The following is a 21,314-nucleotide window of genomic DNA, read 5'->3' on the forward strand; positions in this document are numbered from 1 at the left end:
ATTCATAACTTTTTTGCCACAGTTTTTTAAAAAAAAGGGTGTTCAATCTGTGCAATTCATTTTTATCCTCCTATAATCGAGCACTATTTTTTGCAGGGAATGCGGTTTTTGATTCGTTTTTCCATGATCTGCGATAAAAGAGATAAAAAAAGTTATCATTAATAAAATAATTTAGAGGTAAGACATGGCTATTCAGCGCACATTTTCTATTATCAAACCAAACGCAGTGAAAAAAAATGTTATCGGTGCAATTTATAACCGTTTTGAAAGTGCAGGTTTTAGCATCATTGGTGCTAAAATGTTGCATTTAACGCGTGAACAAGCTGAAGGCTTTTATGAAGAACACAAAGGCCGTCCTTTCTTTGATGGTTTAGTTGAATTTATGACTTCTGGCCCAATTATGGTTCAAGTGTTAGAAGGTGAAAATGTGATTCAGCGTCATCGTGATTTGATGGGGGCAACTAATCCAGACAACGCATTAGCGGGTACATTACGTGCTGACTACGCTGATAGCTTTACTGAAAATGCGGTACATGGTTCAGATTCAGAAGCTTCTGCTGCTCGTGAAATCGCATACTTCTTCACTGAAAACGAAGTTTGCGCGCGCTAATTTATTAGCATCTCTACGCGAAAAACAGTACAATGCGACGCCCTGTTTGATAATTAACGGGGCGTTTTTTATTATTGTTTAAATATACAAATTATATAAGTATCCCGTTAGCATCAATGCTAATGCAGGCCGCATAGTGTAACAACGAGGCAATGTCATGACCCAATCTACCACTCCAGCGCCAAGCGCTTCTGTCGCTGTTTCTAAAGAAAATACTGTGAATCAAAAAACTAAAATTAATCTGTTAGATTTAAATCGTAAACAGATGCGTGAGCTTTTTGTCTCTATGGGCGAAAAACCTTTCCGTGCTGACCAAATTATGAAGTGGATGTACCACTACTGTTATGACGATTTTGATCAAATGACAGATATCAATAAGGTGTTACGCAATAAATTAAAAGAAATTGCTGAAATTAAAGCACCTGAAGTTTCTGAAGAACAACGTTCAACAGATGGCACGATTAAATGGGCAATTAAAGTTGGCGATCAACAAGTAGAAACTGTGTATATCCCAGAAGATGATCGCGCAACATTATGTGTTTCTTCACAAGTTGGTTGTGCTTTAGAGTGTAAATTCTGTTCAACTGCACAGCAAGGTTTTAACCGTAACTTGAAAGTATCGGAAATTATTGGACAAGTTTGGCGTGCCGCTAAAATTATTGGCTCATTAAAAGAGACAGGCCGTCGTCCCATTACTAACGTTGTTATGATGGGAATGGGCGAGCCGTTGCTGAATTTAAATAATGTTATTCCAGCACTTGAAATTATGATGGATGATTTTGGTTTTGGTTTATCAAAACGTCGCGTTACTGTCTCTACATCAGGTGTTGTTCCTGCATTAGATAAATTAGCAGATGCGGTTGATGTGGCTTTAGCTATTTCATTACATGCGCCAACTGATGATATTCGTGATGAAATTGTTCCAATTAATAAGAAATATAATATTGCAATGTTTCTTGAAGGTGTTCGCCGTTATATCGCCAAATCAAATGCGAACCAAGGGCGTGTGACTGTTGAATACGTTATGCTTGATCATATCAATGACAGCACAGAACAAGCTCACCAATTAGCAGAATGCTTAAAAGATACACCATGTAAAATTAACTTAATTCCATGGAACCCGTTCCCAGGTGCACCATATGGACGTAGTTCCAATAGTCGAATTGACCGTTTTTCTAAAGTATTAATGGAATATGGTTTTACGACGATTGTACGTAAAACGCGAGGTGATGATATTGATGCGGCTTGTGGACAATTAGCCGGCGATGTTATTGACCGTACAAAACGTACACTGAAAAAACGCCAACAAGGTGAACTAATTTCAGTAAAAGCAGTCTGATACGGTTAGGAATCTCTTTCTTTGTGAAGTGTATTACACAATTACAATGTAGAGAGAACACGGATGAATATATTTGAGGAATAAAGCGATGATAAGGATATCATCAGTAGTTATAACTATTGGCGTGATGTTATTGACATTAGGTTGCCAATCATCAGCCAATCAACAACGTGTTGCCGTGTCTACACGTTTACAATTAGGTGATGCATATTTAGCTGAAAAACAATATCAAATAGCACAATATCATTTCCAAAAAGTGTTATCGGTGATACCAAATCACCCTGATGCTAATTTAGGAATGGCATTAACATCTCAGTTATTGGGAAATTCTATTCAAGCGTTAGATTATTACAAATTAGCGATGAAGTCGAAGCCAGTAAATGTTAATGTATTAAGGCTTTATGGTAATTTCCTTTGTGAACAAAAACTATTAAACAATAATAGTGTGTCAATTGAAGATATACCGCCAGATTATTTGGTTTGTCAGCAAAGTGATCATAAAATATCAATAAATTCGCGGTGAGACGTTAAGGTACTTGGTGCTTTTGCGAGTTCATCAATGTTAAACATCCAATAGCCACAGTGCCTAGATTGCTAATGAATACTGAAAACAAAACCGAAGAAGTGAAATTAACAGCAGGTCAACTTTTACGCCAGGCACGAGAAAAAGTGGGGCTAACACAACAAACTGTTGCTGATCGACTTTGTTTGAAGTTATCAACAGTGCGCGACATTGAAACAGATTCTGTTTCTTCTGACATTGCACCAACATTTTTACGCGGATACATGCGTTCTTACGCTAAGTTAGTTGGCGTTCCTGAAAAAGAAATCCTTGGTTTTATCGACCAACAAGCTCCAGTTAAACAAATTAGAATGACAACCACACAAAATTATTCATTAGGAAAACGTCATAAAAAACGTGAAGGTTGGCTAATGAAAATCACATGGGTGATTTTGATTATTATGGTTGCTCTCGTAGGGATTTGGTGGTGGCAAGGTCATCAGGCTGATCAACAAGAATTAGTCTCTATGGCATCTCAAGACATAGGGCAAAGTAGCGCACAAGAAAACACCAACCCGATAGATTCTTCTTTAGTAACCTCAGATAATACGTCAACATCTGAAGGTGATAATTTACAAGTACCTGCTTCGTCATTAGTTGATAATCAAGCGAATAATGTCGCTACAACATCACCAACGACTGAAACTACATCACCAGCACCAACAGAAGTGAGAACGGTTCCATTACCCGTATCACCTTTAACAACATCAACAACTTCTCGGGCAGATTCAGAACAAGAACCTACCTCTTCGGAAGCCCCTGCGATTGCGAACCAATTGGTTCTTATGTTTGATGGTGAATGTTGGTTAGAAGTTCGTAATGCTCAAAATAAAGTCTTATTTAATGGTATTAAGAAAGCGGGTGATCGTTTGGAATTTGATGGTGAGCAACCTTATAAACTAAAAATAGGCGCACCTTCTGTTACTCGCATACAGTTTAATGGTGAATCTGTTGATTTAAGCCGTTTTACTGGAAAAATAGCAAAAATAACAGTACCGAGTGCTTAATCTGACTACATATTTGAGCAAGCATGGAAGCATGGGAGAATTAATCAATGCATAAAGAATCACCTATCATTCGTCGTAAATCGACACGAATTTATGTGGGTAATGTACCTATTGGCGATGGTGCTCCTATCGCAGTACAGTCGATGACGAATACACGAACGACAGACGTAGAAGCGACTGTTCGCCAGATAAAATCTCTGGAGCGTGTAGGGGTGGATATTGTTCGCGTTTCTGTACCTACAATGGATGCTGCAGAAGCATTCAAATTAATTAAGCAGCAAGTTAATGTGCCTTTAGTGGCTGATATCCATTTTGATTATCGTATCGCATTAAAAGTTGCTGAATATGGTGTTGATTGTTTGCGTATCAATCCAGGTAATATCGGTAGTGAAGAGCGTATTCGCCAAGTTGTTGACTGTGCTCGTCATAACAATATTCCGATTCGTATTGGAGTAAACGGTGGTTCACTTGAAAAAGATATTCAAGAGAAATATGGAGAACCAACACCTGAAGCGTTAGTTGAATCAGCAATGCGCCATGTTGATATTCTTGAAAGACTTAATTTTGAACAATTTAAAATTAGTGTAAAAGCTTCTGATGTTTTCCTCGCTGTTGATTCTTACCGTTTATTAGCGAAAAAAATAGATCAACCCCTGCATCTTGGGATCACCGAAGCGGGAGGGGCAAGAGCCGGATCAGTTAAATCTGCGATTGGCCTTGGGATCTTATTATCAGAAGGTATCGGTGATACATTAAGGATCTCATTGGCGGCCGATCCGGTTGAAGAAGTTAAAGTTGGTTTTGATATCTTAAAATCATTACGTATTCGCTCTCGCGGAATTAACTTTATTGCTTGCCCAACGTGTTCCCGTCAAGAATTTGATGTTATTGGAACCGTCAACGAATTAGAGCAACGTTTGGAAGATATCATCACACCTATGGATGTCTCTATTATTGGTTGTGTTGTTAATGGCCCTGGCGAAGCTGAAGTTTCAACATTAGGTGTAACTGGCGCAAAAACACGCAGCGGTTTTTATGAAGATGGTGTGAGACAAAAAGAGCGTCTTGATAACGTTAATATGATTGATCTATTAGAAGCCAAAATTCGTGCTAAAGCATCAATGCTTGATGACAATATGCGTATAAACATAAATCAATTGGACAAATAATACTCAAAAAACTGGCTCATTAATCAATGAGCCAGTTTTACTATTGATTTCACGTTGAATACTGATTGATTTCGCTTCTATAATCAGCCTAACAATCAATTAATAACTATTAGAGAAGAAAAGTGGCCCAAAAAATCCAAGCCATTCGTGGTATGAACGACTATCTACCTGCTGACACTCGTGTATGGCAGAAAATTGAAAATACGCTAAAACAAATTTTAGCAGGTTACGGCTTTAGTGAAATCAGAACACCTATCGTAGAGCATACCCCTCTATTTCAGCGAGCAATTGGTGAAGTGACCGATGTTGTTGAAAAAGAAATGTATACTTTTACCGATCGTGGTGAAGATGCCCAAAGTCTGACATTACGCCCAGAAAATACAGCAGGTTGTGTTCGTGCAGGTATCGAGCATGGTTTGCTTTATAATCAAGAACAGCGTTTATGGTATTTAGGGCCAATGTTTCGTTATGAGCGCCCTCAAAAAGGTCGTTATCGTCAATTCCATCAGTTAGGTGCAGAGGTCTTTGGCCTACAAGGCCCTGATATTGATGCAGAATTAATTATGCTGACTGCGCGTTGGTGGAAAGCGTTAGGTATTGCAGAACATGTAACATTAGAACTTAATTCTATTGGTTCACTAGAAGCGCGTGCTAAATATCGTGAAGCGTTAGTCGCTTTCTTAGAACAACATGTCGATAAGTTAGATGAAGACTGCAAACGTCGTATGTATTCTAACCCATTACGTGTTTTAGACTCAAAAAATCCAGAAATTCAGACTTTATTGAATGATGCGCCTGAACTTTTCGATTATCTTGATGACGAATCAAGAGCGCATTTTGATGGTCTTTGTGCCTTATTGGACGCTGTCGGTATTACATACCGTGTTAATCAGCGTTTAGTCCGTGGGTTAGACTATTATAACCGTACTGTCTTTGAGTGGGTAACTAGTGCATTAGGTTCACAAGGAACAGTGTGTGCCGGTGGCCGTTATGATGGCCTTGTGAAACAACTTGGTGGACATCCGACACCGGCAGTTGGTTTTGCTATGGGGATGGAGCGCATGATCTTATTAGTTCAAGCGGTTAATCCTGAATTTGTTGCAGATACTAATGTCGCTGATGTTTATCTCGCTTCATTTGGTGAAAAGAGCCAAAGTGCAGCATTAATGCTGGCTGAAGAAATTCGTGATCAATTACCAACATTACGTTTAATGACGAATCATGGTAATGGCAACTTTAAAAAGCAGTTAGGACGTGCTGATAAACAAGGCGCTAAAATTGCGCTTATTTTAGGCGAAGATGAAATTAATGCCGGCACTGTTGCAGTGAAAGATTTGCGTTCAGGGGAACAAACAATTGTTGCTCGCAATGACCTCGCTCAGCAATTGACTCTGTTATTAGGTTAAGGAGAGACTTGTGGAAGTTTATAGCACCGAAAACGAACAAGTTGATGCAATTAAACAGTTCTTTAAAAACTACGGTTTAACTATCGTTTTAGCCGCTGTTATTGGTTTTGGTGGTGTATTTGGCTGGAAATATTGGCAATCACACCAAACAAATCGCCTGCAAGAAAGTGCAGGTGCTTTTGCAACAGTCAGTGAGGCACTTGCTAAGCCTACGCCTGAAAATATTGCATTAGCTGAAAAATTTGTTACTGAAACCAATGATATTTATGGCGCTTTAGCTTCATTAGAATTAGCTCAAATTGCTATCGATGCTAATGATTTAGTCAGTGGTGAACGTCATCTAACTAATGCGGTGGCAAAAGTAAAAAATGACGCATTTGCAGATATGCTTAATCTTCGTTTAGCTCGCGTACAATTAGCATTAGATAAAACAGATGCTGCTTTAGTTTCTTTAGAGCAAGTGAAGGGCAAAGCATGGAATGGAATGAAAAATTATATCCGTGGTGATGTCTTAGCGAAGAAAGGCGATAATGCAGGTGCAGCAGCCGCTTATCGTAGCGCGTTAACTGATGAAAACGCGGGTGCTATTCGCTCACTGGTTGAACTTAAACTCAATAATTTATCCAATTAAAGGGATCTTCAGACATGCAACTGCGTAAAACTCTCCTGGTTGGTCTACTAGCATCTGCTTTGTTGGCAGGATGTTCTAGTGAACAGGACAATGTGACAATGTCTCCATTGCCTGAGGTGCAAAGCCAATTTACACCTAAAGCTGTTTGGGACAAATCAGTTGGAAATGGTATTGGTAAATACTATTCTCACTTGTCACCAACATGGGATAGCGCAGTTATTTATGTCGCTGATCGCCATGGTTTAGTTAAAGCATTAGATGTAGAAACAGGTAAAGAGCTTTGGTCGCAAGATCTCTCTATTAAAACAGGTTTTCTTTCATCCAATGAGTCTGCATTACTTTCTGGTGGATTAACAGTTTCAGGCACTCGCGTTTTTGTGGGAACGGAAAAAGCGAAAGTATATGCACTGAACACAGAGGATGGCTCCATTGATTGGGAAACAGACGTTGCTGGTGAAGCCATTTCAAAACCTGTTGTTAGTGATGGTCTAGTACTTATTCATACCAGTAATGGCATGTTGCAAGGACTTGACTTATTAAGTGGTGAGATTGCTTGGACTATTAACTTAGACACTCCTTCATTATCTCTTCGTGGCGAGTCTGCACCTGCTGTCGCTTATGGCGCAGCGATTATTGGTGCGGATAATGGTCGCGTCAGTGCTGTTGTCCTTTCTCAAGGACAATTGATTTGGCAACAAAATATTTCACAAATTAAAGGCTCTACTGAAATTAGCCGATTAAATGATGTGGATATCACACCGATTATTGATGAAAATACAGTTTATGCAATGGCGTATAACGGTAATTTAGTTAGCCTTGATATGCGTTCTGGACAAATCCTTTGGAAACGCGAGCTAGGCTCAGTCAATGATATGGTGTTGTTGGGTGATAATCTTTACCTAGTTGACCAAAATGATAGAGTTTTATCTGTGCGTAAATCTGATGGTGTGACATTATGGACACAAGAAGATTTATTGCATCGTAATTTAACTGCTCCGGCTATTTTTGATGGCTATTTAGTTGTTGGTGATGCAGAAGGTTATCTCCATTGGATTGATACCAACACAGGTAAATTTATTGCACAAAACCAAGTGAATAGCTCAGGCTTATTAAGCCGCCCTCAAGCGGTACAAGATAAACTGATGATCCAAGCTCGTGACGGTAAGCTTTATCTTTATAGTCGGTAATTAATTGCTGACAAATCTATTTATTTTACGGCTCCTTTAAAGGAGCCGTTTCGTCTTTTTAGTAATTACATGTAAAATACAATCAGGTTTGTGATTGTATTTTTATGAGGCATCAAAAAATGATACCCGTTATTGCCTTAGTAGGGCGCCCTAACGTGGGTAAATCCACGTTATTTAATCGACTAACACGCACAAGAGACGCATTAGTTGCTGATTTTCCTGGCCTCACCCGTGACCGTAAATATGGTCGAGCAGAGTTAGAAGGCGAAGAATTTATTATTATTGATACCGGTGGTATTGATGGTGCTGAAGAGGGTGTTGAAACTCATATGGCATCACAATCGCTACAGGCTATTCAAGAAGCCGATATCGTACTGTTTTTAGTTGATGCTCGTGCGGGTTTGATGCCAGCAGACCAAGGTATTGCAAAACACCTTCGTGGTGTCGAGAAAAAAACGTATTTAGTTGCGAATAAAACTGACGGTATTGATATTGATACTGCATTAGCCGATTTTTACTCTTTAGGATTAGGTGAAATCTTCCCAATCGCGGCATCCCATGGCCGTGGTGTTGCTCAATTGATTGAACAAGCGTTATTACCAATTACGGGTAAAGTAGTGGAAGAAGAAGTCGAGCTGACTGAAGAAGAAGAAAATGCGGCTTATTGGGCTGCATTAGAAGCAGAACAAGAAGCGCAAGCATTAGAAGAGGAAGAAGATGACTTCGATCCTTCTACATTACCAGTAAAATTAGCGATTGTTGGTCGTCCTAACGTTGGTAAATCAACACTGACAAACCGTATGCTTGGTGAAGATCGTGTGGTTGTTTACGATATGCCGGGTACAACCCGCGACAGTATCTACATTCCTATGGAACGTGATGATAAAGATTATATCATTATCGATACTGCGGGTGTTCGTAAACGCGGTAAAGTAAAAGAAACAGTTGAAAAATTCTCTGTTATCAAAACATTACAAGCCATTGAAGACGCTAACGTTGCATTGCTGGTAATCGATGCCCGTGAAGGTATTTCAGATCAGGATCTTTCATTATTAGGTTATATCCTGAATGCAGGTCGTTCATTAGTCATTGCTGTCAATAAATGGGATGGCATGACACAAGACGATCGCGAACAAGTAAAAGCAATGCTTGATCTTAAACTAGGCTTTGTTGATTTTGCACGTGTTCACTTTATTTCTGCATTACATGGAAGTGGCGTGGGTAATCTTTTTGAATCAATTCAAGAAGCTTATGTCTGTGCAACCCGTCGTGTAGGGACTTCTATGCTCACTCGTATCATGAAGATGGCAGAAGATGATCACCAGCCACCGATTGTTCGTGGACGCCGTGTAAAAATGAAATATGCACACGCCGGTGGTTATAATCCACCTGTTGTGGTTATCCATGGTAATCAGGTAACTGATTTACCAGATAGCTATAAGCGCTATTTGATGAACTATTTCCGTCGTACTTTGCAAGTGATGGGTACGCCAATCCGTATTCAATTTAAAGAGGGTGAAAACCCTTATGCGGATAAGAAAAATAAATTAACCGTTTCTCAAATGCGTAAACGTAAACGTTTAATGTCGCACTTAAAGAAATCTAAATAAGAAATTTTATTATTTAAGTGAAAAGCCACATTTTATGTGGCTTTTTTATATCTACAATTCAATTAGTTATTTGGATGTCACTGTTGTTAGTCGCTTTTTATATTTCATAAAAAATTAATTATTTCTTTAAAAAAAACGGCTAAAATGCAATTGATACTTATTCGTCTTAAAGAGCTATTACGTTGAAAAAAAAGATTATTATCACATCAGTTTTTATGCTTTCTGCTTGTGCAACACCTGAAAAATGGGAAGCAAACACCACCATACCATCTCCTTTAGATATCGCTAAAAACATGTGTATGCAAGAAGCCAATGCGCTATATCCCGCGAGATATGTAGCTTCAAGTCAGCCTTCTTTTGCTCCAATGAAAATAAATGACAAAGATATTTCAAACTCAAGGGCAGGAACATCTTTTCCTTCAGATGTGAATGAATGGCAGCGTAGGGATTATTTTAATACCTGTATGAAAGGAGAAGGTTGGGAAAATAAAAATAAAGTCACAGGGTTACTGGCTTTTTTATTTAATTGATTTTAGACAATATTTGTCATTAAACTTCTAGTTCTACTTTAGTAAAGCCACATTTTTAATGTGGCTTTATCATCAATAAATTAAGTTTTTTACACCCACTCTTTTTGGATCAAAAAATCGCTGTATAACTTTGCTTCAGGGGTATTGGGTTCAGGGGAGTAATCATATTCAAAACGGACTAAAGGTGGCATAGACATTAAAATTGATTCAGTTCTTCCACCACTTTGTAAGCCAAATAATGTCCCTCTATCCCACACTAAATTGAATTCAACATAGCGACCACGGCGATAGAGTTGGAACTGGCGTTCTCGCTCTCCCCAATGCATTGATTTGCGCTTTTCAACAATAGGTAAATAGGCATCAAGATAACCAAGTCCAACGTGTTGGACAAACTCGAAACAGTGGTCAAAATCTGGGGTATTTAAATCATCAAAGAAAAGGCCACCCACACCACGAGGTTCATTGCGGTGTTTAATATAAAAGTAGTCATCACACCATTTTTTATAACGAGGGTAATAATCTTCACTAAAAGGTGTACAAACAGATTTAGCAACTTTATGCCAATGAATAACATCTTCTTCAAATCCATAATAAGGTGTTAAGTCAAAGCCACCACCAAACCACCACACTGGATCTTCACCTTCTTTTTCAGCAATAAAAAAACGCACATTAGCATGAGAAGTCGGAATATAAGGATTAATAGGGTGAATAACTAATGAAACTCCCATTGCTTGGAAGCGACGCCCTGCTAATTCGGGGCGATGTGCAGTGGCTGATTTCGGTAAAGTGTCGCCATAAACATGTGAAAAATTGACGCCAGCTTGTTCAAAAAGAGCGCCATTAGTTAAAACGCGAGTACGACCACCACCACCTTCTTTTCTTTCCCAAGTATCTTGCTGAAAAGTGCCTTTTTGGTCTATATTTTCAAGAGAGTGACAAATTGTATCTTGTAGTGATAAGAAAAATTCTTTAACGCGATGAATATCAGGTAAACTCATAATAACCTACAGTTTTTATCATATTTATTAAAAATAGAACTTCATATTGTCTATGTTCTCATTTTCAAGTTGATTCATAAACTAAACAAGCGATAATAAATTCAGATTTATATGACTAATAATGGGCAAAGCCATGGAAATACGTGTATTTCGCCAAGATGATTTTGAGGCAATTATTACACTTTGGGAGCGTTGCGATTTGATATCGCCCGATAACGATCCTGAAATTGATATTGAAAGAAAGTTAAACCACTCACCCGATTTATTTTTGATAGCAGAAGTGTCAGGTGAGCTTGTAGGCACTGTGATGGGAGGCTACGATGGTCATCGTGGCTCTTTATACTATTTAGCTGTTCATCCTGACTTTCGAGGAAGAGGCATTGCGAATGCATTGATCTCCCGATTAGAGAAAAAACTGATTGCGAAAGGATGCCCACAAATTACATTAGTTGTACCAGAAGAAAATGATGCAACAATTTGTATGTTTGAGAAGTTATTGTATGAAGATCAAAATCAAGAAAGCACAACTTATACTAAGCGATTAATTGTTGATCAGGATTTCGATCTTTAATTGTGTTTAAACCCCTGATATCTTTAGGGGTTGTTTCTCTTCCCTTTATACTTATCTCTTTTTCTTTGTTTCTATTCTTACGTTTATACTTCTTATTTTATACGTAAAATCTGATATTGCCTTTTCTGTGGAACAAAATGTTATGTTGATGGTCGTAACTAGGCTTTCTTTTCATGTGGTTATCTAAGATCAAATCAGTATATATTTTGTTATGCTGACTTATTGTAACTGTTTTAGCCTGATGTTTGAGGCAATACAAAGAGTAAGATAAGGTGTGCTTGATACCCTCAATATCTATTTTAATGTGTGATGAAAAAGTTTAACGGAGAAATAAATGATGCCTAAGTTTTGGTTACCCTTGTGTTTAAGCACGAGTGTTTTGCTATTAAGTGGCTGTTCATCCATGGGAGGAATGTCTTTTTCTGCACTAAATCCGATGAATTGGTTTTCAAATGATACGTTAACCGTTTCTGCTAATGGGTTAGGAAATATCACCCAATCAACAAAAATAACAGAAAGTGAAATAAAAAATGAGTTAGGTGGTAGCTTCAATTACCGTGAAGGTATGGAGATGCAAGGTAGTGATATTATTGTTGTCGTTCAAGCATTAAAAGATAATAAAGTTCAAGTGGCTTTCTATGGCAAAGAAAAAAGTACCGTTGAGAAAATAGAAGTCTTTGATGATAAGGCAATGACAGATTGGGGCACAACGATAGGTACACCATTTAAAGATATTTATAAGAAAGCATTTGGTGCGTGTAGCAAAGGTCCTAAAGACGAAAAGCAGAGAACCATTTTGTGCCAATCTGCAGAAGCTAAATCGGTAAGTTATGTCTTTAGTGGCCAATGGGATGGCCCCGACGGATTAATGCCACCTGATGAAGTTTTATCAAACTGGACATTAACGCAAATTATTTGGCTTAATAAATCGCTTTAACGCTATTCCTTATAAAACAAGGAATAGTTTATAACTAGACTGTCTGATATTTGTTAAAAGGCAAATATTCAGAAAAAAATATTCGATATAATCAACATCATTTTGGGTGTTTTGATTATTGATTAGGAAAGCAATATGTCTCATGCACAAAGTGGCATTTTAGTCTCACATAGTAAATTTGGTCTTTTTATTGAAGCAATGGTCGTGGGTGAATTAGATGCTCTGCGTGAAGGGTGTCAGAAATTCATGCAATCATTATCTGATTTACAAAAGCAATTTCCTGATGCGTCATTAGGCGCAGTTGTTGCATTTGGCTCTGATCTTTGGAAAAAATTATCAGATGAAAACAGTGCTCCTGAGCTAAAACCTTTTCGCCCATTAGGTAAAGGTTTAGCACCAGCGACACAACGTGATCTCCTTATTCACATTCAATCTATGCGCCATGATGTGAATTTCTCACTCGCTCAAGCTGCAATTACTGCTTTTGGTGATGCAATCAAAGTTGAAGAAGAAATTCATGGTTTCCGTTGGATAGAAGAGCGCGATTTAAGTGGTTTTATTGATGGTACAGAAAATCCACAAGATGATGAGCGTTATGGTGTTGCGCTAATTAATGATGGTGTTGATGCGGGTGGTAGTTATGTTTTAGTTCAACGTTATGAGCATAACCTAAAAAAATGGGCTCGTTTTAGTGAATCAGATCAAGAGAAAATGATCGGTCGTACTAAAAAAGACAGTGTTGAACTTGATGAATCAGAACGTAATGTGACATCTCACGTTTCTCGTGTTGTGATTGAAGAAGATGGTGAAGAGTTAGCGATTTTACGTCACAGCCTACCTTACGGCACTGCAAGCGGCAAACATGGTTTATATTTCTTAGCTTACTGTGGTCGTTTATATAACATCGAGCAGCAATTATTGAGCATGTTTGGTGAATTAGATGGCAAACATGACGACCTATTACGTATGAGTAAACCGGTAACAGGAAGTTATTACTTCGCACCTTCTTACGAAGTATTAAAAGCACTGTAATCATTATCTAGTGTTAAATACGTTTTATTAATGAAATGCCTGCTTTTAAAGCTGGCATTTTTGTCTGAATTTTTTTCATATTAATAGTAATTGATACAAATTTAATAAATTAGCCTGAGTTTTATTCATTTTTAATATCTTTCAGTTATATCAAATAACAAAAGCTAACTACACTGTTATAAATAAAGCCGATAAAGTAACCATTAGAATAAAACTTACAATGATGGGTACTTTTGATGAAGAAAAATACAATCAAAACCTTTGCATTACAAACAACCGCAGTATTGTCTTTGGTTGTTAGTAGTTATGCAGGGGCCGCTCAATTACTTAATAGCTCTTATGACATTGCGCGAGAGTTATTCACACAGCTAAATAGTGATTTTAAAACGCAGTGGGATGCGCAGCATCCTGATGACAAAGTGACTATTAAACAATCTCATGCGGGTTCTTCTAAGCAAGCACTTGCGATATTGCAAGGGCTACCTGCGGATGTAGTGACCTATAACCAAGTTACAGATGTGCAAATTCTGCATGATAAAGGCAAGCTTATTCCTGCAGATTGGCAACAACGTTTGCCTAACAATAGCTCACCTTATTATTCCACTATGGCGTATTTAGTTCGCAAAGGTAATCCTAAAAATATTACAACATGGGAGGATTTAACCCGCGAAGATGTCAAAGTGGTTTTCCCTAATCCAAAAACATCAGGTAATGGGCGTTATACCTATTTAGCTGCTTGGGGCGCTTTTGAAAAAGCTTATGGTAATGATGCAAAAACCCAAGAAGCAATGAAAAAGTTCCTTAAAAATGTTGAAGTGTTTGATACGGGAGGTCGTGGTGCTACAACCTCTTTTATTGAACGTGGGCTTGGGGATGTGCTGATCAGTTTTGAATCCGAAGTTAATAATATTCGCCAGCAATATGGTGAAGATGAATATCAAGTTATTGTGCCACCCGTAGATATTCTAGCTGAGTTTCCAGTCGCTTGGATTGATAAAAATGTGCAACGTAATAACACAGAAACATTGGCAAAAGCTTACCTCAATTATTTATACAGTCCTAGAGCACAAGAGATCATCACGCAATTTAACTATCGCGTAAATGATAAAGCAGTCATGGCTCAAAAAGCAGCACAGTTTCCAACAACATCTTTATTTACCGTTGAAGAGATATTTGGTGATTGGAATAACGTGATGAAAACGCATTTCACAACTGATGGCATGCTTGACAAGTTATTAGTGCAAGGACGTCAATAATGTTTACCACAACCAGTAAGCGGGTATTACCGGGATTTGGATTAAGCTTAGGCGGAACACTATTTTATACCTGCTTGATCTTACTATTACCAATGAGTGCGCTGGTTGTGCAACTTTCTGATATGAGTTGGTCCCAATATTGGGCGGTGATAACACATCCTCAAATTGTGGCTGCGTATAAAGTCACACTATTAGCGGCTGCGGTTGCCAGTATTTTTAATGCTATTTTCGGTATGTTGCTTGCATGGATCATTACTCGTTACCGTTTTCCGGGTAGACGACTACTTGACGGTTTAATGGATTTACCTTTCGCTTTACCTACGGCTGTTGCTGGCTTGACGCTTGCAACTCTTTTTTCAACACAAGGCTGGTACGGTTTTGTATTGGATAAATTTGATATCAAAGTCATTAATACATGGATTGGCATCGCCGTTGCTATGGCTTTTACCAGTTTACCTTTTGTTGTAAGAACAGTTCAGCCAGTGCTTGAAGAGTTAGGCCCTGAGTATGAAGAAGCGGCTGAAACACTCGGGGCGAGTCGTTGGCAAACTTTTCGTAAGGTTGTATTACCGGAGTTATCGCCGGCGCTAATAGCGGGAACTGCGCTCTCGTTTACGCGCAGTTTAGGTGAGTTTGGCGCTGTGATTTTTATTGCTGGCAATATTGCATGGCAAACAGAAGTCGTTTCTTTGATGATTTTTATTCGATTGCAAGAATTTGATTATCCTGCGGCAAGTGCTGTGGCTTCCGTGATTTTACTTGTTTCTTTAGTCTTACTGTTTTCAATTAATGGATTACAAAGCCGATTTGGTCAACGGTTGAGGGGGCATTGATGTCAGATATTATGCAACAACGCTCTATCTATCGTCGCCAAATAGATTGGGTAAAGTGGGGATTAATCCTTACAGGCGTTGTGTTATCCATTTTATTTTTAGTTGTGCCGATTGCGTGGATCTTTATGACTGCGTTTTCAAAAGGTGTTGAAATATTTACTGAAAACTTATTAGACAGCGATATGTTACATGCTGTCTGGTTAACGGTATTAATCGCGTTAATCACGGTGCCTGTCAATATGTTGTTTGGTGTCAGTATGGCATGGCTGGTTACTCGCTTTCGTTTTCCGGGGCGACAACTATTAATGACACTCATTGATATCCCTTTTGCGGTATCGCCTGTTGTCGCTGGACTGCTCTACTTGCTTTTTTACGGCAGTAATGGCTGGGCTGGTCAATGGTTATCTCAGTTTGATATTCAGCTTATGTTCTCATGGCCGGGAATGGTTTTAGTCACCGTATTTGTCACTTGTCCTTTTGTTGTTAGAGAACTGGTGCCGGTGATGATGAGCCAAGGTAGCCAAGAAGATGAAGCCGCGGTGTTATTAGGGGCGAGTGGTTGGAAAATGTTTTGGCGTGTGACATTACCAAATATTCGCTGGGCATTGTTATATGGTGTGGTTTTAACCAATGCCAGAGCCATTGGTGAGTTCGGCGCTGTTTCTGTGGTATCTGGTGCTATTCGTGGTGAAACCTATTCATTGCCGTTACAAGTTGAATTGCTGCATCAAGATTACAATACTGTTGGTGCATTTACTGCAGCTGCATTACTCGCGATGATGGCAATTTTTACCTTAATGTTTAAAAGTGCTTTGCAATGGCATTTAGCCCGTCAGCAATGACATCATTATTGACACAAAGTAGAGGCAAAATATGAGTATTGAAATTAATAGTGTCACAAAATATTTTGATCGCACTGAAGTGTTGCATGATGTCACCCTTGATGTCGCCTCAGGTGAAATGGTGGCACTGTTAGGGCCTTCAGGATCAGGAAAAACAACGCTTTTACGTATTATTGCGGGATTAGAACATCAAACCCAAGGGAAAATCTGTTTTGAAGGGCAGGATGTTAGCCAATTGCATGCGAGAGATCGTAAAGTTGGCTTTGTTTTTCAGCACTATGCGCTGTTTCGCCATATGACCGTATTTGAGAATATTGCTTTTGGTTTAACAGTATTACCTCGACGAGAGCGCCCGAACAAAGAAGCTATTCATAAAAAAGTGCAGCAGTTGTTAGAGATGATCCAATTGCCTCATTTAGCGCAACGTTATCCAGCACAATTATCGGGTGGGCAAAAACAGCGGGTGGCTTTAGCTAGGGCTTTGGCTGTAGAGCCTCAAATTTTATTATTAGATGAGCCTTTTGGTGCTTTAGATGCCAAAGTAAGAACAGAATTACGCCGTTGGCTACGTGAATTGCATGAAGAGCTTAAATTTACCAGTGTCTTTGTGACTCATGATCAACAGGAAGCGATGGAAGTTGCTGATCGCATTGTGATTATGGGGAATGGTAAAATAGAGCAAGTAGGGACACCACAAGAAGTATGGCAATCACCACAAAGTCGCTTTGTTTTAGAATTTCTAGGTGATGTGAATCATCTACAAGGTGAAATTAATGGCGCTCAATTACAGATTGGGGGATATCACTTGCCATTATCGGTGACACCGCTTTATCAAGGTTCAGTCGATGTGTTTTTACGCCCTTGGGAAATAGCATTAAGTACACATGAAAATAGTGTTTGTCGATTACCGGTTAAAGTTATTGAGGTTTCACCTAAAGGACATTATTGGCAATTGATTTTACAACCCATAGGATGGAGTAAAACGCCAATTACGGCAGTATGGAATGAGATGTCTTTAACACCAACAAAAGGAAACACCTATTATATGGGCGGTGCTCAAGCCCGTTTATATTCGGGCGATACACCCTTAAAAACGGTATCGTTAGCTTATACTGCCTAATTTCATTATTAATCTATCGCTAATTTCACTCTTTTTCACCCATGCTTATTTCTGGCATGGGTGTTTTGGTTTCTATAAAAGCAAAGAGACTTATCGAATTGCATTAATATTATTGCGTTAATAAGTTAAATGTGATTTCTTCATTAATACAGACAAATAAATGAGCAGGGACTTATTGTGGCAGGGTTAGAACAATTTATTGGTAATACACCATTAGTAAAACTACAACGACTTACGCAAGAGGTAGACGCTGAAATCTGGGTTAAACTTGAAGGCAATAATCCTGCAGGTTCAGTTAAAGACAGAGCTGCATTATCGATGATTGAACAAGCGGAATTACGCGGTGAAATAAAACCGGGTGATACGCTGATTGAAGCAACCAGTGGTAATACGGGGATTGCCTTGGCGATGATTGCGGCGGTAAAAGGTTACCGCTTAAAATTGTTAATGCCTGAGAATATGAGTAAAGAGCGTCAAGCTTCTATGCAAGCTTATGGCGCAGAATTGATTTTAGTAAGTCGTGAAGTCGGTATGGAAGGTGCGCGAGATCTTGCACAACAAATGGAACAGCAGGGCGAAGGAAAGGTATTAGATCAATTTAATAATCCAGATAACCCAAGAGCCCATTTTTTGTCAACAGGCCCCGAAATTTGGCAACAGACGCAAGGCCGTATTACACATTTTGTGTCAAGTATGGGCACAACAGGCACCATTACAGGTGTAGGTAGTTATTTAAAAACACAATCTGACCAAGTACAAATCATTGGACTTCAGCCAGAAGAAAAAAGCCAAATTCCAGGTATTCGTCGCTGGTCACCCGCTTATTTGCCGGGAATTTTTAAAAAAGAGCTGGTGGATAGTGTGATTGATATGTCTCAAACCGAAGCTGAATCAACAATGCGCCTTTTAGCAAGTCAAGAGGGTATCTTCTGTGGCGTAAGTTCTGGAGGGGCTGTTGCTGGCGCTCTGCGCGTTGCAAAAGAAAATCCAGGGGCAGTGATTGTGGCGATTGTGTGTGATAGAGGGGATCGTTATTTGTCGACGGGTGTTTACTCGTCATAATTCAAACTGCAGCGTTACTCGTCATACTTTAAGGTGTAGCGTTGTTGACTGCGTTCATTCGCACTAGGCACATACTTGTGTATGTTCCTAGCGACTTATTTACTTGTCGCCTAGCTACATCTTGAATTATTTAGAGTATTTTGGGTCTTTGGTCTTAGGGTTTTGAATATAAAAAAACCGCCACATATGGGTGGCGGTTTAAATAGAGAACATTACAGAAGATTATTTTTTAATCTGAATAATAACGGTTTCACCAACAGTAACTGGGCCTGTCATTTTGGTTAAACCTTGAATTTCATCCATATTAGAGATAACAACGGGTGTTAAAACTGATTTTGCTTTTTCTTCTAATACAGCTAAGTCAAATTCTAAAATAGTATCACCGACTTTTACTTGCTGACCTTCTTCAGCGATACGTTTAAACCCTTCACCTTTCAGTTCAACAGTGTCGATACCGAAGTGGACAAATAACTCGATACCGTTGTCAGACTCAATAGAGAAAGCATGGTTAGTCTCGAAAATTTTACCGATAGTACCATCGACTGGCGCAACAATTTTATTACCAGCAGGTTTGATAGCAATACCGTCACCTACGATTTTTTCAGCGAAAACAACATCAGGAACTTCTTCGATATTGACGATTTCACCTGAAAGTGGTGCGACAATATCAATCGTGCCACTGCCTTTCTTTTCCTCTGAAACCAGTGATTTTAATTTATCAAACAGACCCATGAATCTTCTCCTAATTATTGTAGTTGGGACCGGGCTCTGGCTAATGCGATTAGCACAGTGTCTTTTCTTTAGTAAAAGTTTCTACTAAGTCCATCAATTCTTTAGCAGTTGGCTGAGCAAGTGCTTGCTCTGCTAGTGCTTTTGCATCATCGTAATTCGCGTTACGAATCACTTTTTTGATGCGAGGAATTGAAATAGCACTCATACTAAACTCATCTAATCCCATGCCGAGAAGGAGCAATGTTGCTCGTTCATCTCCAGCAAGTTCACCACACATTCCAGTCCATTTACCTTCAGCATGTGATGCATCAATTACCTGTTTTATCAGGTTGAGTACTGCAGGTGACATTGGATTATATAGATGAGATATCAGCTCATTTCCACGGTCTACAGCCAGAGTATATTGTGTTAGATCGTTAGTCCCAATACTAAAAAAGTCAACTTCTTTTGCCATATGACGAGCCATCACTGCTGCGGCAGGGGTTTCTACCATCACACCGACTTCAATAGATTCATCAAAAGCTTTCTTTTCTTCACGAAGCTGGCTTTTTAGTATTTCAAGTTCTGCTTTCAATGCACGGATCTCTTCAACAGAGATAATCATTGGAAACATAATGCGTAGTTTACCAAAAGCAGATGCTCTTAAGATAGCACGTAATTGTGGATGAAGGATCTCTTTACGGTCAAGACAAATACGAATTGCACGCCAGCCTAAGAATGGGTTCTCTTCTTTTGGTAGGTTCATGTAAGGTAAGTCTTTATCACCACCAATATCCATAGTACGAATAATGACCGCAGAACTTCCTACTGCTTCGGCTACCGCTTTATAGGCTTGGAATTGTTCCTCTTCTGTTGGTAAAGAGTCTCTATCCATAAATAAGAATTCAGTACGATACAGACCAACACCTTCAGCACCGTTACGTTCAGCACCCGCAACATCTCGAACTGTACCAATATTAGCGCAAACTTCGACTTGATGCCCATCAAGTGTAATAGCAGGTAGGTCTTTAAGTTTTGCCAATTCTTCTTTTTCGTGCAGGTACTCGTCTTTGATTGCTTTTAATGTTTCGAGTTCCTCATCTGATGGATTAATAATGATTTTGTTATTAATCGCATCAAGAACAAGATAATCGTCTTTTTTAATGGTTTGTGTCGCATTAGATGTTCCTACGATAGCTGGAATTTCTAATGAACGAGCCATAATAGAGGTGTGAGATGTTCTACCGCCTAAATCAGTGATAAAACCTAATACGTTGTCTAAGCTTAATTGAGCAGTTTCAGAAGGGGTAAGGTCTGTTGCAACTAAAATAACTTTTTCTGAAATAGCGCTTAGATCGATAATTGGCATTTCTAAAATATTGCGCATCAAGCGTTTACCAATATCACGGACGTCAGCCGCACGCTCTTTTAGATATTCGTCATCTAACGCTTCTAATGCAGTTGCTTGATCTTCAATAACTGATTGAACAGCAGCTTCAGCGGTTTTTTTGTCACTTTTGATGAGAGCAACAATTTCTTGTTCTAATTCTTCATCTTCTAGCAACATGATATGACCTTCAAAGATTTCGGCTTTATCCGCACCAAGGTTTTTTTCAGCACGTTCTTTAATAATTTCTAGTTGTTGTGCAGATTTATTACGGCCGTCTTTAAAGCGTTCGATTTGATCCTCAATTTCATCACTTTGGATCTTACGTTGGCTAATAATGATAGGTTCTTCTTTGAGGAGAAGGGTCTGACCAAATGCGATACCGGGTGATGCTAAAATTCCTGAAATCATAATTTATCCTACGACTTGCTGGTGATAATCTTAAAAGAATAGGATTGCAAAATACTGTTGTTTTAAAATCATCATTGAAATTAACTCCCCTGAATAGTTTCAG

General features: G+C 38.9%; 21 protein-coding genes. 18 read left to right on the forward strand and 3 right to left on the reverse strand.

What is annotated here, in order from left to right:
* Positions 1–184: 184 nt before the first annotated feature.
* The 10 genes from ndk (at position 185) to GWI59_RS13310 (ending at position 10,051) form a co-directional block, all read left to right on the forward strand.
* Complete coding sequence (gene ndk, locus GWI59_RS13265) at positions 185–610, forward strand: nucleoside-diphosphate kinase (RefSeq protein WP_006533433.1); 426 nt, start codon at positions 185–187, stop codon at positions 608–610.
* A 157-nt stretch (positions 611–767) separates the two neighbouring features.
* Positions 768–1,949, forward strand: a complete 1,182-nt coding sequence (locus GWI59_RS13270) for a bifunctional tRNA (adenosine(37)-C2)-methyltransferase TrmG/ribosomal RNA large subunit methyltransferase RlmN (protein WP_072063235.1) — start codon at positions 768–770, stop codon at positions 1,947–1,949.
* A gap of 88 nt (positions 1,950–2,037) precedes the next feature.
* Positions 2,038–2,472, forward strand: a complete 435-nt coding sequence (locus tag GWI59_RS13275) for a hypothetical protein (RefSeq protein ID WP_006533431.1) — start codon at positions 2,038–2,040, stop codon at positions 2,470–2,472.
* Positions 2,473–2,546: 74 nt separating this feature from the next.
* Positions 2,547–3,518, forward strand: coding sequence for a cytoskeleton protein RodZ (gene rodZ / locus GWI59_RS13280; RefSeq protein WP_161724893.1), 972 nt, complete (start codon positions 2,547–2,549; stop codon positions 3,516–3,518).
* A gap of 47 nt (positions 3,519–3,565) precedes the next feature.
* Positions 3,566–4,687: a flavodoxin-dependent (E)-4-hydroxy-3-methylbut-2-enyl-diphosphate synthase gene (gene ispG, locus GWI59_RS13285; protein ID WP_006533429.1), complete on the forward strand. Its 1,122-nt coding sequence runs from the start codon at positions 3,566–3,568 to the stop codon at positions 4,685–4,687.
* A gap of 122 nt (positions 4,688–4,809) precedes the next feature.
* Positions 4,810–6,093: a histidine--tRNA ligase gene (gene hisS / locus GWI59_RS13290; RefSeq protein WP_006533428.1), complete on the forward strand. Its 1,284-nt coding sequence runs from the start codon at positions 4,810–4,812 to the stop codon at positions 6,091–6,093.
* Between the two features lie 10 nt (positions 6,094–6,103).
* Positions 6,104–6,724, forward strand: a complete 621-nt coding sequence (locus tag GWI59_RS13295; protein ID WP_161671463.1) for a tetratricopeptide repeat protein — start codon at positions 6,104–6,106, stop codon at positions 6,722–6,724.
* A 14-nt stretch (positions 6,725–6,738) separates the two neighbouring features.
* Complete coding sequence (gene bamB / locus GWI59_RS13300; RefSeq protein WP_006533426.1) at positions 6,739–7,911, forward strand: outer membrane protein assembly factor BamB; 1,173 nt, start codon at positions 6,739–6,741, stop codon at positions 7,909–7,911.
* Between the two features lie 119 nt (positions 7,912–8,030).
* A complete protein-coding gene (gene der, locus GWI59_RS13305) occupies positions 8,031–9,521 on the forward strand; it encodes a ribosome biogenesis GTPase Der (protein WP_082147322.1) in 1,491 nt (496 codons plus the stop codon).
* Positions 9,522–9,703: 182 nt separating this feature from the next.
* Complete coding sequence (locus tag GWI59_RS13310) at positions 9,704–10,051, forward strand: hypothetical protein (protein ID WP_237584405.1); 348 nt, start codon at positions 9,704–9,706, stop codon at positions 10,049–10,051.
* Between the two features lie 89 nt (positions 10,052–10,140).
* Here the strand turns inward: GWI59_RS13310 and hemF are convergent, their stop codons facing one another.
* Positions 10,141–11,049, reverse strand: coding sequence for an oxygen-dependent coproporphyrinogen oxidase (hemF, locus tag GWI59_RS13315; RefSeq protein ID WP_006533422.1), 909 nt, complete (start codon positions 11,047–11,049; stop codon positions 10,141–10,143).
* A gap of 133 nt (positions 11,050–11,182) precedes the next feature.
* Here hemF and GWI59_RS13320 point away from each other — a divergent pair, with 133 nt between their 5' ends.
* From GWI59_RS13320 to cysM, 8 genes are all read left to right on the forward strand, one after another.
* Complete coding sequence (locus tag GWI59_RS13320; protein WP_072063231.1) at positions 11,183–11,620, forward strand: GNAT family acetyltransferase; 438 nt, start codon at positions 11,183–11,185, stop codon at positions 11,618–11,620.
* Between the two features lie 334 nt (positions 11,621–11,954).
* The gene (locus GWI59_RS13325) at positions 11,955–12,557 is read left to right on the forward strand and encodes an RpoE-regulated lipoprotein (RefSeq protein WP_232240026.1); all 603 of its coding nucleotides are present in this window, start codon (positions 11,955–11,957) and stop codon (positions 12,555–12,557) included.
* 135 nt (positions 12,558–12,692) lie between these two features.
* Positions 12,693–13,589 carry a Dyp-type peroxidase gene (locus GWI59_RS13330; protein WP_006533418.1) on the forward strand — a complete coding sequence of 299 codons (897 nt, stop codon included), beginning with the start codon at positions 12,693–12,695 and terminating at the stop codon, positions 13,587–13,589.
* A gap of 236 nt (positions 13,590–13,825) precedes the next feature.
* Complete coding sequence (cysP, locus tag GWI59_RS13335) at positions 13,826–14,845, forward strand: thiosulfate ABC transporter substrate-binding protein CysP (RefSeq protein ID WP_161671464.1); 1,020 nt, start codon at positions 13,826–13,828, stop codon at positions 14,843–14,845.
* Positions 14,845–15,678, forward strand: a complete 834-nt coding sequence (cysT, locus tag GWI59_RS13340; RefSeq protein WP_006533414.1) for a sulfate/thiosulfate ABC transporter permease CysT — start codon at positions 14,845–14,847, stop codon at positions 15,676–15,678. The genes cysP and cysT overlap by 1 nt, the downstream gene beginning before the upstream one ends.
* Positions 15,678–16,520 carry a sulfate/thiosulfate ABC transporter permease CysW gene (gene cysW / locus GWI59_RS13345; protein WP_006533413.1) on the forward strand — a complete coding sequence of 281 codons (843 nt, stop codon included), beginning with the start codon at positions 15,678–15,680 and terminating at the stop codon, positions 16,518–16,520. The genes cysT and cysW overlap by 1 nt, the downstream gene beginning before the upstream one ends.
* 31 nt (positions 16,521–16,551) lie before the next feature.
* Positions 16,552–17,640: a sulfate/thiosulfate ABC transporter ATP-binding protein CysA gene (gene cysA / locus GWI59_RS13350; RefSeq protein WP_006533412.1), complete on the forward strand. Its 1,089-nt coding sequence runs from the start codon at positions 16,552–16,554 to the stop codon at positions 17,638–17,640.
* A 177-nt stretch (positions 17,641–17,817) separates the two neighbouring features.
* Positions 17,818–18,702 (forward strand): cysteine synthase CysM, encoded by an 885-nt coding sequence (gene cysM, locus GWI59_RS13355; protein WP_072063227.1) that lies wholly within the window; start codon positions 17,818–17,820, stop codon positions 18,700–18,702.
* A gap of 222 nt (positions 18,703–18,924) precedes the next feature.
* On the opposite strand, the gene crr is transcribed toward cysM, so the two are convergent.
* Together crr and ptsI are read right to left on the reverse strand one after the other, a co-directional pair.
* A complete protein-coding gene (gene crr / locus GWI59_RS13360; protein ID WP_006533410.1) occupies positions 18,925–19,434 on the reverse strand; it encodes a PTS glucose transporter subunit IIA in 510 nt (169 codons plus the stop codon).
* A gap of 49 nt (positions 19,435–19,483) precedes the next feature.
* Positions 19,484–21,211 carry a phosphoenolpyruvate-protein phosphotransferase PtsI gene (gene ptsI / locus GWI59_RS13365; RefSeq protein ID WP_109847721.1) on the reverse strand — a complete coding sequence of 576 codons (1,728 nt, stop codon included), beginning with the start codon at positions 21,209–21,211 and terminating at the stop codon, positions 19,484–19,486.
* Between the last annotated feature and the right edge of the window lie 103 nt (positions 21,212–21,314).

The organism is Proteus sp. G2673 (assembly GCF_009915125.1).
Lineage (GTDB): Bacteria > Pseudomonadota > Gammaproteobacteria > Enterobacterales > Enterobacteriaceae > Proteus > Proteus penneri.

Coding starts and splice junctions, on each gene's coding strand:
- ndk (WP_006533433.1), top strand. CDS start 185: ATGGCTATTCAGCGCACATTTTCTATTATCAAACCAAACGCAGTGAAA.
- GWI59_RS13270 (WP_072063235.1), top strand. CDS start 768: ATGACCCAATCTACCACTCCAGCGCCAAGCGCTTCTGTCGCTGTTTCT.
- GWI59_RS13275 (WP_006533431.1), top strand. CDS start 2,038: ATGATAAGGATATCATCAGTAGTTATAACTATTGGCGTGATGTTATTG.
- rodZ (WP_161724893.1), top strand. CDS start 2,547: ATGAATACTGAAAACAAAACCGAAGAAGTGAAATTAACAGCAGGTCAA.
- ispG (WP_006533429.1), top strand. CDS start 3,566: ATGCATAAAGAATCACCTATCATTCGTCGTAAATCGACACGAATTTAT.
- bamB (WP_006533426.1), top strand. CDS start 6,739: ATGCAACTGCGTAAAACTCTCCTGGTTGGTCTACTAGCATCTGCTTTG.
- der (WP_082147322.1), top strand. CDS start 8,031: ATGATACCCGTTATTGCCTTAGTAGGGCGCCCTAACGTGGGTAAATCC.
- hemF (WP_006533422.1), bottom strand. CDS start 11,049: ATGAGTTTACCTGATATTCATCGCGTTAAAGAATTTTTCTTATCACTA.
- GWI59_RS13320 (WP_072063231.1), top strand. CDS start 11,183: ATGGAAATACGTGTATTTCGCCAAGATGATTTTGAGGCAATTATTACA.
- GWI59_RS13325 (WP_232240026.1), top strand. CDS start 11,955: ATGATGCCTAAGTTTTGGTTACCCTTGTGTTTAAGCACGAGTGTTTTG.
- GWI59_RS13330 (WP_006533418.1), top strand. CDS start 12,693: ATGTCTCATGCACAAAGTGGCATTTTAGTCTCACATAGTAAATTTGGT.
- cysP (WP_161671464.1), top strand. CDS start 13,826: ATGAAGAAAAATACAATCAAAACCTTTGCATTACAAACAACCGCAGTA.
- cysT (WP_006533414.1), top strand. CDS start 14,845: ATGTTTACCACAACCAGTAAGCGGGTATTACCGGGATTTGGATTAAGC.
- cysW (WP_006533413.1), top strand. CDS start 15,678: ATGTCAGATATTATGCAACAACGCTCTATCTATCGTCGCCAAATAGAT.
- cysA (WP_006533412.1), top strand. CDS start 16,552: ATGAGTATTGAAATTAATAGTGTCACAAAATATTTTGATCGCACTGAA.
- crr (WP_006533410.1), bottom strand. CDS start 19,434: ATGGGTCTGTTTGATAAATTAAAATCACTGGTTTCAGAGGAAAAGAAA.
- ptsI (WP_109847721.1), bottom strand. CDS start 21,211: ATGATTTCAGGAATTTTAGCATCACCCGGTATCGCATTTGGTCAGACC.